At 37.4% G+C, this 12,966-nt stretch carries 12 protein-coding genes; 10 read left to right on the forward strand and 2 right to left on the reverse strand.

Annotated features, from left to right (window positions below):
• The first annotated feature begins 18 nt into the window (after positions 1-18).
• The 10 genes from CRO04_RS08475 (at position 19) to CRO04_RS08520 (ending at position 10,644) form a co-directional block, all read left to right on the forward strand.
• Positions 19-204, forward strand: coding sequence for a hypothetical protein (locus CRO04_RS08475; protein WP_097003815.1), 186 nt, complete (start codon positions 19-21; stop codon positions 202-204).
• A gap of 171 nt (positions 205-375) precedes the next feature.
• Entirely contained in the window at positions 376-651 is a 276-nt protein-coding gene (locus CRO04_RS08480) for a hypothetical protein (protein ID WP_097003816.1), read from the forward strand.
• Positions 652-665: 14 nt separating this feature from the next.
• A complete protein-coding gene (locus CRO04_RS08485) occupies positions 666-1,967 on the forward strand; it encodes a B12-binding domain-containing radical SAM protein (RefSeq protein ID WP_097003817.1) in 1,302 nt (433 codons plus the stop codon).
• A gap of 11 nt (positions 1,968-1,978) precedes the next feature.
• The gene (locus CRO04_RS08490; protein WP_097003818.1) at positions 1,979-3,211 is read left to right on the forward strand and encodes a PqqD family peptide modification chaperone; all 1,233 of its coding nucleotides are present in this window, start codon (positions 1,979-1,981) and stop codon (positions 3,209-3,211) included.
• Between the two features lie 12 nt (positions 3,212-3,223).
• Entirely contained in the window at positions 3,224-4,546 is a 1,323-nt protein-coding gene (locus CRO04_RS08495) for a B12-binding domain-containing radical SAM protein (RefSeq protein ID WP_097003819.1), read from the forward strand.
• Between the two features lie 11 nt (positions 4,547-4,557).
• Positions 4,558-5,517, forward strand: a complete 960-nt coding sequence (locus CRO04_RS08500) for an ABC transporter ATP-binding protein (protein WP_097003820.1) — start codon at positions 4,558-4,560, stop codon at positions 5,515-5,517.
• Positions 5,510-6,184 carry a hypothetical protein gene (locus tag CRO04_RS08505; RefSeq protein ID WP_097003821.1) on the forward strand — a complete coding sequence of 225 codons (675 nt, stop codon included), beginning with the start codon at positions 5,510-5,512 and terminating at the stop codon, positions 6,182-6,184. The genes CRO04_RS08500 and CRO04_RS08505 overlap by 8 nt, the downstream gene beginning before the upstream one ends.
• 13 nt (positions 6,185-6,197) lie before the next feature.
• Entirely contained in the window at positions 6,198-6,893 is a 696-nt protein-coding gene (locus tag CRO04_RS08510) for a hypothetical protein (RefSeq protein WP_097003822.1), read from the forward strand.
• A gap of 671 nt (positions 6,894-7,564) precedes the next feature.
• Entirely contained in the window at positions 7,565-9,397 is a 1,833-nt protein-coding gene (recQ, locus tag CRO04_RS08515) for a DNA helicase RecQ (protein WP_097003823.1), read from the forward strand.
• A gap of 125 nt (positions 9,398-9,522) precedes the next feature.
• A complete protein-coding gene (locus CRO04_RS08520; protein WP_097003824.1) occupies positions 9,523-10,644 on the forward strand; it encodes a TRAP transporter substrate-binding protein in 1,122 nt (373 codons plus the stop codon).
• A gap of 25 nt (positions 10,645-10,669) precedes the next feature.
• On the opposite strand, the gene CRO04_RS08525 is transcribed toward CRO04_RS08520, so the two are convergent.
• Positions 10,670-11,350: a response regulator gene (locus CRO04_RS08525; RefSeq protein ID WP_097003825.1), complete on the reverse strand. Its 681-nt coding sequence runs from the start codon at positions 11,348-11,350 to the stop codon at positions 10,670-10,672.
• Positions 11,338-12,939, reverse strand: a complete 1,602-nt coding sequence (locus tag CRO04_RS08530; protein ID WP_097003826.1) for an ATP-binding protein — start codon at positions 12,937-12,939, stop codon at positions 11,338-11,340. The genes CRO04_RS08525 and CRO04_RS08530 overlap by 13 nt, the downstream gene beginning before the upstream one ends.
• Positions 12,940-12,966: the final 27 nt, after the last annotated feature.

The following is a 12,966-nucleotide window of genomic DNA, read 5'->3' on the forward strand; positions in this document are numbered from 1 at the left end:
TAAGAAAGGAGAGATCATATGGAGAAGAATGGAATTTATGAAGTCCCAGAGTGCAACATGATTGGGTATGGAGAAATGAAAGAAGACACTATTGTAGGTGGTAAAATGTCTGAGGTAATCGTCGGCTCTGTTGCTAGTGGTGTATCTAGCGCAGTAGCAGGAGTGATAATTGATTCAATTCCTGGACCAGCAATTCCTGGCTGATCTGAAAGAGTAGCTTAAACTTATATTTGTGCCATTTTTGCATTTGGTTGCTCAAGCAGTCAGTTACGGTTTGATTTTTGTATTGCCTGCTTGAGCAATAAACTATATCTAATTGTAAATTTGAAGTAATATAAAACGGATAGAAGCGTGTATGAGGGGCAGGGTGAGGATATGAACGGATTTGTAATTTTAGAGTGCGCCAGTTGGTTCGAAGAGGATAACGGCTGCATTCAAATAACGAATAAGTATGGAAATACGGTCATTTTAAATAAGTTATTTTCACTGGTTTGGAAAACTATTGATAGTGAAAAAGAGATTTGTGAACTGAAAGAAGAATTGCATGCTGTCTTAACAGACATGCAGATTGAAGAGATTATAAATAAATTATCAGATTTTGATCTGGCTTCTGTCCGAGATGAGATTGACAGCTTTGATATCATGTTTTAAGGAAGGATAAATGTATGAGTGCAATTGACATCTTATTAATTAATTTACCTACTGGATCCTGGTATAAAGATAAAATAAAAGATACTAATTCAATGCCACCCCTGGGCTTACTTTATATAGCATCTTACTTAGAAAAATATAATTACAAAGTAAAAGTACTGGATTTTGCAGTAACTCATATATCCAGCTGTGAATTTGAACAGTTATTATTGGAAGGACAGCCAAAGATTGTTGGGTTAAGCACATATAATGAGTCCTGGAGTACGCAAAAGGTATTATGTAAGCTTGTAAAAAAGGTATTACCAGATGCAGTAATAAGTGCAGGTGGAGCATTTGCCTCTTTTTGCTATGAAGATATTCTATTGCAATCCCTTACAGACGTTGTACAAAGGGGGGAAGGCGAATATATTTTTAAAGCATTGGCTGATTTTGTTATAAGGGATAATAAATGGGGACAAAAAATAGAGATAGACGGCATTTGTTATAGAGATCCGGACGGAAATATAATTGTTAATAAAGATTCATGCCGGATTCAGGATTTGGACAATATACCATTTCCAAATCGGGATTTATTGGAACTGGATAAATACATAATGCCCTATACAATATCAACTTCAAGAGGCTGTCCTGGTAATTGTATCTTTTGTTCATCCCGGGCCTTTTGGGGAAAACAGGTCATTATGAGAAGTGCGAAAAGCGTATTTGATGAGGTAATGGATATTTATCATAAATACGGAGTTACTATATTTTACATTACTGATGATACGTTTACCGCATCCAAAAAGCGATGCCTGGATTTTTGTAAAATGCTTAAAGAGACAGGTATTAACTTTATTTGGGGGTGTGAGTCCAGGGCAGATGTAATTGATGAATCATTTATTGAGATATTATATCAGGCAGGGTGTCATAAGATTCAATTTGGATTTGAGAGTGCAGATAATGAAATTCTTAAAAAATTAAGGAAACACGTTACCATTGAACAAATTGAAAATGCTGTAAAATGTGCATGTAAAATCGGAATGCATATACAAACTTCGTATATTATTGGTCATGCATTTGATACCAATGAAACAATTGAAAAGACACTCTCTTATGCCAAATATTTTAGTGATAAATATGGAGCCAGAGTGGTTTGCAGTGTAAATACACCTTTTCCAGGAACTGAACAATATGAAAAGATGAAAGAACTTGGAATCAGTGTAAAAACAAAGGATTGGTCTAAGTATTTGCTAAATAATCCTATTATTTCTACAAAAAATCTTACTACGAATGAACTAAGGAATTATCTTGCAAAAGGTCAAAAATTAATAAAATAAGGTGGTATTATATGGCAGATGATAATTGTTATCTTTTTAATTTAAAATATTTTATGATAAAGAAGTATAAGAATAGATTTGTACTTATATCAAAAGTGGAATTTTCCATCTTATCACTAAATGAGACTGCTTATACAATTCTCTCTTTGATGGATGGGAAGCACAGTAACAAAGATATTATTCAAATAGTAAAGGAAAAATACGATATACAAGAAAATTTGATTGAGAATTATACCGTTCAATTTATAGAAAACATGAAACAAAAAGGTGTTATTCAGAAAGTAGGAGAACAAGAAGAGATTGAATATAGGCAGCAAAGTCTGAATAGGGTTTATTTGGATCTGGCAAACCCAGTCCTTACCTTTAATCAGATCAGATATATGATAGATTTAATCGAAAAGCATGAACATGAAAAATATGTTCGTTTTTTTATAAAGTTAGATGACAGATATCCTGATGACGAAGCTCTGAAAATTTTGGAATACATAGGCAATCAGTCATTTGTAAAATTATTTCTCTTTTGCAATGAAAAATGCCTGGTAGAGGATATACTAAATCAATTAAAAAAATGTGTAGATGGTATAGTACTGCAAATCAGTTCCTACGAAAAAGAAAGAGATCTTAAAAAAATTACTGCAAAATGTAAACTTTGTAACTCTAAAGATATGTCATTCTTTATTCATTTTACATTACACCCGGATAATTTAGAAGAATGTTCCTTGCTACAGCAGGATATGAGTGAGCATGGTGTAAATGGAATTTTCATTGATGATTCAGGCGTTTTTCAGTCCTCCGAGTATGATAAGATGCTTGAAAAATTTTATTTAAAAAACAATTTTATTAATTCATGGAAGAATAATAGAATTAAAGCTGAAAACCAGAGATTTTATATACTTACAGAAAATGAGTTGTGTTTAAAATCGGTTTATCCACATAAACATAAAATACACTGCGGAATAGGAATTGAGGAAATTAGTATTGATTTTCAAGGACATATATATCCTTGTCATCTTTCCGGTAAACAAGAATTCTATTTTGAGAGTATAGAGGAATATTATAATAAGAGAGACGATATGTTTGGCCAGAATCTTAAGGCAAAGTCGTGTGGTTTGTGTGACTCCTGGTATTTATGCCTGGGAGGGTGTAAACTTAAAAACAGACAATATGGGAATGCATTAAGTGATCCAATACCAGATTGTGAACATATGATTGAAACTGTAGAAAATTATTATGCAAAATTGTAGGTGATCGAGGAAATGAAAATAGTACCCAATACGGACGTATTACTTATAAATGTTCCAATGGATCGAGTTCTGAAGACAAGAGAGGAACATTCTAAATTCACCTCTATGCCTCCTTTAGGAATGTTATATATCATTTCAACTTTGGAAGCAGCGGGATTTCATGTGAGTTTTATAGATTTTTCGGTGGAGATGTTTGATAAAGCAAAATTTTTGGAATATTTAAAGATAATGTCACCAAAAATCGTAGGAATATCAACCTACGTGGAATCGTGGAAAATTCAAAATTCAGTTGCCAGCCATATAAAAAAGATAATACCAGAAGCAGTAATTGTTGCTGGTGGATATTGTGCCTCTTTTGCATATAAGGAAATGTTACAAACAAACTATTATGATTACATTATAAGAGGAGAAGGGGAATTCGCCTATATCTCTTTATGTAACCATCTGCTTTTACATAAAGGCTCGATTAATGAAGTAAATAATCTCGTCTATCAGGCAGATGGAGAAATAATAGTCAATGATTTTGAGAGAATCTCTGATCTTGACCAATTGCCGTTTCCAGCTAGAGATGTATTGGACCTTAATCGTTATAGTTATCCATTTACAATATCGACAGCAAGAGGATGTCCAGGGCGATGTATTTTTTGCTCTGCACATGCTTTTTGGGGAGACAAGGTCGTTATGAGGTCATCTCAAAGTGTTGTAAATGAGATAAAAGAGGTATACCTTACTTTTGGTCTGAAAGATTTTTTTATTATTGATGATACATTTACGCTAAAGCCGGCCAGGACAATAGAATTTTGTAAATCATTAAATGAATTAAGCAGGGAGCTTGATGTTTCATTTGTGTGGGGGTGCGAATCCAGAGTAGATATTGTTAAGTCGGATCATTATCTGTTAAAAACAATGAAAGATGCTGGATGCAGTATGGTTCAATTTGGGATGGAAAGCGGTAATGATTCCGTTTTGAAATCTATAAAGAAAAACATCACCTATGAGCAGGTTTATCTTGCGGCACAAATGGCATATGAAGCCGGATTAAAGATGAACATTTCTTTTATGATTGGACATCATATGGATACAATGGATACAATCAAAGAAACAATAGCAAAAGCAGTAGACTTAAAACAGAAATTTCATGCAAATATGCTATTCTCGATTAATACACCTTATCCTGGAACTGAGTTGCGCAATCAGTTAGAGGAACTGGGAGTGGAGTTAATTGTTAATGATTTCAGTAAATTAAAAATGAATGATTCTGCGATAAATACGGCATACTTAACGGCTAATGATATTAAAAAAGGTTTTAGTCTGGCAAATCAAATGTTATATTAAGGAGGAAACAAATGAGAGATACAACTCCTTTGGTGATGAAAGAAAAAAATAACCAACATACAATCTGTGTCACAGATGTATGCAAAAGTTTCGGAACCAAATCAGTGTTAAACGGGGTGAACTTTACCATCCATGCAGGAGAAATCACAGCACTTTTAGGTCATAATGGAGCAGGAAAGACTACTCTCTTACGCATTATACTTGGACTTGTTGACATTGATAATGGGGAAGTAAGTGTATTTGGCGAAAATCCATTATCATCAGGTGAAAGAATCCGAAAAGACTGTGGTGTGTTGTGTGAAGACACAGGACTCTATGAATCCTTAACGGTCTATGATAATTTGAAGTTCTTTGCTGAGATATATGGCTGTCCCAAGCAAGAATATGAGGAGCAGATAGATATTCTCTTAGAACGGTTTGATATACTAGAAACAAAATATCAGATCATAAAAAATTTTTCTATGGGAATGAAGAAGAAGGTTGCAATTATTAGAACCATTCTTCACAACCCAAAGATTGTATTACTGGATGAACCAGTAAATTCCCTGGATCCTGTTAGTATACTTACATTACATGATATTATTGAAGAAATGAGGGAGAAATACAATACAACTTTTCTGATTACGACTCATAATCTGGAAGAAGTAAAGAAGATATGTGATAAAATAATTATTATGAAGAAAGGTAAAAACGTAGTTGAACAATCTTTGTCACTAGATTCTTATCTAAAGACAAAGATTGATCTTGTTGGGGATATTGATGTCCAATCCGTAAAAACAATTATGGATCAGCATCACCTCACCTATGCCTTAAATGACCATCAGCTCATTACGCCTGAGACGGATAAAATAGTTATTTCAGAAATCATCAAGGAGCTGGTGTATAATAAGACAGGCATATGCGGTGTAACCAGGGAGCAATTTGATTTAAATAAATTATATCTGGAGACTGAGGAGGCAGAGCATGAATAAAGTCTTAAAAATGCAGTTTCAGCTTCTGTTTTCCAATTCAAGTCAGGTAGTGTATTTACTTCTTATGAGCGTTGCAGGGACGTTTGTATTTTTTATTATGGGAGGGAATACCAGGCTAATGTTGTCAATCTTTATTCTTGTCATTACTGCTGCCCAGATTACGCCAAAGTTATTCATTACAGAAAAAGAAAATCAGACCTTTGAGACCCTATTGACCCTTCCCCTTTCGTTTGAACAAATTGAAAGAGGAAAGTCATTCTTTTGCTTTTTTATATTTGGTAGTCTCTTATATATAACTTATACTCTTTCTTTCTCTCTGGATTTCTTTCTTCGGCACGTTCCTCTGTCAGATATATTCAGTTTACGCAATATGACAGGAATCTATCTTTTTCCTTTATTGACTATCAGAAATCTTTCCATACGACTCTCTCTCTTGTCGTTACAGTCAAATGATAGTAAGGCTTGTGCCATGGATGCTACACTGCTTTCTTTTTTGTATGGAATTCCCTGCATGGTTGCAATCTCTTGCATAGAGGTGCCATTAAACGCTTTTATAATAATAAGTATGCTGTACTTTATTATAGAAGGTGTAATTGGGTTCTCACTTCAGCGAAGAAGAAAAACATACAAAAATAAATATATGCTAAGCAATCTTTATAAGATGTAAGGAGGTGATTGAAATGAAGGAGATATATGTGGTTATTAAAAAGGAATGGAGTAATTTTCTGGTCAGACGTGCAATGATTCGTTGGTATTTGTGGATTATTATCATAAATAGTTTTATAATTATATTACCCAGATATAAGATGATTCCGGTTACGAATAACAAGGCACTTTTATGTTTGGGATTTATGGCGTTTAGTGTGTTTTTAATCCCAAATAACCTGTCCCTGGATTTGGTGGGAGGAGAGAAATATCACCGTACCATGGAAACTTTTATATCTACTTCCGTTGATATTAGAAAGGCTCTCTTTGCAAAAACATTATTTATAGAGATACTGGGACTAGTTTCGTTGGTTGCAATTACTATTCTCGATAATGTTTTGTTAAAGTTAATATTTCATATTACTTTTCTTGATGCGGGGTTTTCCCTGAGGTGGATTATTGCAATGTATTTTGTGATTGGTGCTGGAATTCTAACACTTGCACTGTTAGGTTCTTATGTTGCATTCCATGTTTCTGATTTAAAGACAGGTGGATATATTATTGCAATAGCAGATGCAATTTTGGTGTATCTGATTATGAATAACTTAAAAATAATCAATGAAGAATATTTGATTATAACAGCAATTGGAATTTTTTGTATTGTTGGTGTATTGTCGCTGTTATCTATCTTTCGATTGAATAAAGTAGATGTAATGAAAAAAATTAGATAGAGGAGGAAAGAAATGGAAGGATTGATCTATGTGGTATCTTGTATTGTATTTGGTTTGATTGGATATTTTGGGGCGTCTTGGTATCGTAAGAATCATAAGAAATGATAATTGTATATTGTTTACCCATAACCTTTCGAGACCTTTCGAGAAATCATACCATATTTTACCAAAAATTACATGTAGAGTGCTAAATATTACATGAACGGAAAAAACGCATTCTTTTGTAGTATAATCATTTTAAATAAAACAGGAGGGGAGGAGATAAGATTTTTACTTCCTTAGCATTTTTAGGAATCGGATTGTTTATGATGTTAATGCCATATGAAAAATTTCTCGAAATTTTCCCGGCAGCCAAATCAAGAAAGACGATAAAAGTTATAGGGGGCTTTTTTCTGATTATTGGTTTTGGTCTCATATTTCTGACATTGAAGGGGTAAAATTCAGTTTTTACAGTTCTGTGTTGAAATATAAAGATCTCAAACAATCAAATGATGTATGAAAAGCTGTGATTTCAATCATTATAAAATGATCGGAATAACGCAAAAGAAAGAAGCAGAGGAGGTGGTTTCCCTGCTTCTTTCTTTATTTTTAAGAACCTGGTATGTGGAAAAACTCAGCTTAAGATGCTATAATAAAAAAAATAAAGAAAAAGGAGCACAATTATACATTACATGGATAAATATCAAGTACTCAGGCACTATTTCGGTTACGACAGTTTCCGGGAAGGGCAGGAAATACTGATTGACAGCATTCTGGCAGGGAGAGATGCCCTGGGGATTATGCCTACAGGTTCAGGTAAGTCTCTTTGCTTTCAGGTTCCGGCTCTTATGACGGAAGGAATTACTTTAGTTATTTCCCCTTTGATTTCCCTGATGAAAGATCAGGTGGCTTCACTCAATCAGGCTGGCATTCACGCCGCATATCTTAACAGTTCTTTGTCCCAAAGTCAGTATCTGAAAGCCCTCACTTATGCACGGGAAGGGCGCTATCCCATTATATACGTTGCACCAGAACGGTTATTGACCGAAGATTTTTTAGAATTTTCCTTAAGTGTCCGGATTTCCATGGTGGCAGTGGATGAAGCTCATTGCGTATCCCAGTGGGGACAGGATTTCAGACCCAGTTATTTAAAAATAGTTGATTTTATTGAAAAACTTCCAAAACGTCCGGTTATCAGCGCATTTACGGCTACAGCGACGAAGGCGGTACGAGAGGATATTATTGATATTTTAATGCTGCAGGATCCCTCTGTTGTTTCAACCGGCTACGACAGACCCAATCTGTTTTTAAGTGTGCAGTCTCCAAAGGATAAGTATGCCACGATGAAGAATTTTGTGGAGAGACATCCGGGACAGTGCGGAATCATTTATTGTCTTACCAGAAAGATGGTAGAGGAAGTTTGCGGGAGATTACATAAGGAGGGATTTTCTGCCACCCGGTATCATGCAGGATTAAGCGATGCAGAGCGGAGAACGAATCAGGATGATTTTATTTATGACAAAAGTCTGATTATGGTGGCTACCAATGCATTTGGAATGGGCATTGATAAGTCCAATGTCCGCTATGTCATTCATTATAACATGCCGAAAAATATAGAATCTTATTATCAGGAAGTCGGGCGCTGCTCCAGAGACGGCGAGCCTGGGGAATGCCTGCTTCTTTATGGCGGTCAGGATGTAATCACCAATCAGATGTTTATTGACAGCAATCAGGATAATCAGGAGCTGGATCCAATCACCCGTAAGCTTGTGGAAGAACGGGACAGAGAGCGTCTGAAAAAAATGACCTATTACTGTTTTACAAACGACTGTCTGAGGGATTATATTCTGCGCTATTTTGGAGAATATAAGGACAATTACTGTGGGAACTGTTCCAATTGTTTAACAGGATTTGAAACTGCAGATGTAACAGACATTGCAGCAGCCATCATTGGGTGTGCACAAACCTGCGGGCAGAGGTATGGTGCGGCCGTGATTATGGATACATTACATGGTGCAAATACGGTTAAGATCAGAAATTACCGGATGAATGAGAATCCACATTACGCCGTTCTGTCAAAAGTACCTGTCTATAAGCTGAGGCAGGTTATGAATCATCTTCTTTTGAATGAATATCTGTCCGCAACCAATGATGAATATGCCATTGTCAAACTGACAAAAAAGTCAGGTGCCGTTTTAAATGGAGAAGAGACTGTATGGATGAAAATGGCAAAAGAAGAAGAAAAAATACCATCTGATAAGGAAAAGAAAAAAGGTAAGAAGACCAGTTCACCGGTACTGAAGCTGTCGCCGGAAGAGGAAATCCTGTTTGAGAAGTTAAGGACACTTCGGCTTAAAATCGCAAAAGAGGAAAAAGTTCCTCCCTATATTGTTTTTTCTGATAAAACCCTGATCCATATGTCCGTACAAAAACCCAGGACCCGGGAAGACATGCTTTCTGTATCCGGTGTAGGTGCTTTTAAATATGAAAAATACGGGGAAAGATTTTTAAAAATAATGGATTAAAAAATTCTGCCGGGATATGCTCTTAGGTATCCTGGCGGAATTTTTTAATTGAAATACATATTTTGGGGCATAATGAAACAGAAAAACAGATCGAAATTTTTTTGCTATCAGGAGGAAGTAATAATATGAAAAAACCATTGGCTTTCATGCTTATTGCCATAATCATACTATGCCTGAACGGCTGTGGCTCCGGTAGTGCTGAAAAAGAAAGCAGCAAAGCGGCTGAACAGACAAAGGAGGCAGAAGCAGAAGCAGCACAGGCGACAGCACAAGCGGCATTGGCAACAACCCAGGCAGAAAGAGCAACACCGTCAGAGCCTGAGCTGGTCCTGAAATATGGAGAAGTAAACCCTGAGGGCAATATTGATACAAAGGTTGCTGAAAAGTTTGCACAATATGTATATGAACTATCTGATGGAAGAATGAAAGTTGATATCTATCCGGGTGCGGTTCTCGGCGATGAAAAGACGTCTCTTAATTCATTAAGAACTGGAAACGGCCTTCTGGATTTATACCGGGCCAATACAAACGCACTGACTGGTTATGGTTTTAGAAAGCTGAATCTATTTGGTCTTCCCTATATTTTTGAGGACAGAGAAGGTATGTGGGAGGTATTGAATAATGAGGACCTTGGCAGGGCGTTTTTAGATGAGGGTCAGGAGATAGGCGCCAATATGGTAGGTCTGTTCTATACCGATGAAGGTGCCAGAAATATTTTCACAACACAACCAATCACAGGTCTTGAAGACATTAAAAATAAAAGAATCAGAGTTCCCGAATCTGTTCTTATGATGGACACCATATCAGCGCTGGGAGCCCAGCCAATCCCCCTGCGGTATGAGGATCTGTACTATGCGTTAGCAAGCGGTGATGTGGAAGGTGCGGAAAATCCCATACCGGCCTATTTGTCCAACCGGTTTTATGAGGTGGCTCCCTATTATCTGTTAAGTAACCATGTTTTCAGCCCCGGGATTGTCATGATATCAGAACGGATATGGGATTCATTAAGTAAAGAGGATCAGGAAATTCTAAGAAAAGCAGGAAGAATGGCTTCTGAATGGAACAAACAGGAGATTATTTCAGAAGAAGGGAGACTGGAAAAAGAAATGGTGGACAGGGGAGTAACCGTTATACCTTTGACCCCTGAGGAGGAAGCAGAAGCCAGAAAAGCTGAAGAAATTGTCAGAGTCAGCTTTACTCCCGGGCTTGAAAAGTACCTGCGGGAAATTATTATGATTCAAAAATAAAAGGTAACAGGTGAAATTTCACCTGTTACCTTTTTACATACCGATATATAATGGAAGGCCGTCCGCCAGTGGTATAATCAATGTCACTGACAATCTGTTTTTTGTCCAGAAGGTAATTCATATATCTGCGAACGGTTACGCGGGATAAATGAACCTCTTCCGCGACAGTTTCACTGGTGAGCGCATCATCCGGATGCTCCTTCATATAAGATAGAATAATATCCAGAGTTTTTTCCTGGAGCCCCTTACGAAGGACGTCCTGCTGGGAAGAAATGCCGGAATTAATTTCAAAAAGGGAATCCAGCTGCTCCTGGGAGAAGGTCTCCTGTTTAAGAAGCTCCTGGTGTTCCATAAACCGGGCCAGTGCATGGTTAAACCGGACGTACTCAAACGGTTTTACCAGATAATCGATCACACCCAGTCCCAGCAGCCGCTTCACATGAGAAGCATCGGTTGCTGCTGTCACCATGATAACATCCATATGTTTCTGAAGCTTCCGGATTTCGGTAAGAAGTTCCACCCCATCCATGACCGGCATATACACATCCATAATTGCCAGATCAGCCGTATGGTCCTTTAGATAGTGAAGCGCATCTTTTCCATTGGAAAACTGACCGGTTACCCGCAGATATTTGTTTAATTCCACATATTGTCTGTTAATGGAAGCTACCATGGGGTCATCCTCAATAATGATTACCTGATACATGATGTTTCCTCCTCTGTAAAAGTGATTGTAAATGATGTTCCTGTATTTTCTTCAGATTCCATTTCAATGATTCCATGATGCTGATCTATCAATTCCTTAATCAGGCACATACCCGCCCCTCTGCCGTTCCCCTTCGTGGAAAAGCCTTTGTTGAAAATTTTATCCTGCATGCTGGCTGGAATTCCTCTGCCGGTATCGTCAACGGAAAGTATGCTGCCGGATTTCCATATATTAATCCCGACTTCGATTTCTTTCACTCCATTGCTTTGTTCATTTAACTCCTCGATGGCATTTTCAATCAGATTGCCCAGAATGGTAATATATAGTTCAACGGGCAGATGAAGCTCTGATTCCTGACAGGAGCTGTCAGGCTTGATGGTCAGTCGGATACCAAGTTCGCCTGCACGGATAATTTTTCCAATTAAAAGTGCGGCTATACTGGAAACCTGAATCAGTTTTGTCACCTCGCTTACAGCCACAGTGGAGGCCATACTGGTATGAAGAATAAAATCAGTTACTTTTTCAGGCTGCCCCATCTCGATAAAACCAAGAATAACATGGAGCTTGTTTTTGAATTCATGATTTAAGGCGCGGAGTGTCTCTACCATGTATCGTGCTCCGGTCAGCTCCTCAGCCAGACGGGTGTATTCTGTCTTATTGCGGAAGATGGATACGGCTCCGGTAGTGTTCCCGTTATCTATAATAGGAATCCGGTTAGATATAATGTGTTTTCCTTTTATCATCAGACTGATATTATATTCCGGCGTACCTGACCTAAGGATGTGGGGGAGTCTGGTTTCCGGATAAAGTTCCGTCAGCTTTGTACCATATTCCGGAATGTCAGGAAGCTCTAATATCTTTTTTGCAGATTCGTTGATCAGAATCAGTTCTCCTTCGGTATTAATTGCAAAGATTCCCTCTTCCAGGGCATCCAGCACTTCTTTTCTTTCAATGTGTATTTTACGGAACTCCTCCGGCTTATATCCAAGAAGTATTTTCTTCAGACGGTTGTAGAGCAGTCCTGAGACAAGAAATCCTATGGACAGGAGTACCAGTGCCAGGAGAAAAAAGACAAGAAGGATATTCCTGGTAAGCTGGGATATGCTGGTGGTCAGCACGGAAACCATTACAAAACCAATGATTTCCCCCTCTTTGTTTTTTACGGAAAAAAAGGCCCTGCGCTGACTTCCAAGAGTTCCCTTTCCATTTGTGATATAGGGGGAAGCACCGTGTAAGATGGGACCCTCGTCGCCGCCGACAAAAGTTTTTCCGATCAGTGCCTTATTATTATGATAAAAACGAATGCTGTTTTTATTACAGATGGTGACAACATCAATATAATTCAGTTCTTTAATCAGTCTGTCCATACGATTGTTAAATGCTTCAGATGGCTGCTGTTTATTTAACATATCAGTGACTTCCGGCATACCGGAGATAAAGATTCCGGCATTTCTAATGTTCATATCCAGAGAATTTCGTTTGGTCACCAGATTATAATGGAGCGATACACCCAAAGCCAGTAAAATGGCAAGGACGATGCTGAAAATCTGGGATACATAAATCTGGTGTTCTAATGGTTTTTCTCTCATGCAATACCTCCCCTGCAAAACCTATTG

It is taken from the genome of Lacrimispora amygdalina, assembly GCF_900205965.1.
GTDB lineage: Bacteria > Bacillota > Clostridia > Lachnospirales > Lachnospiraceae > Lacrimispora > Lacrimispora amygdalina_A.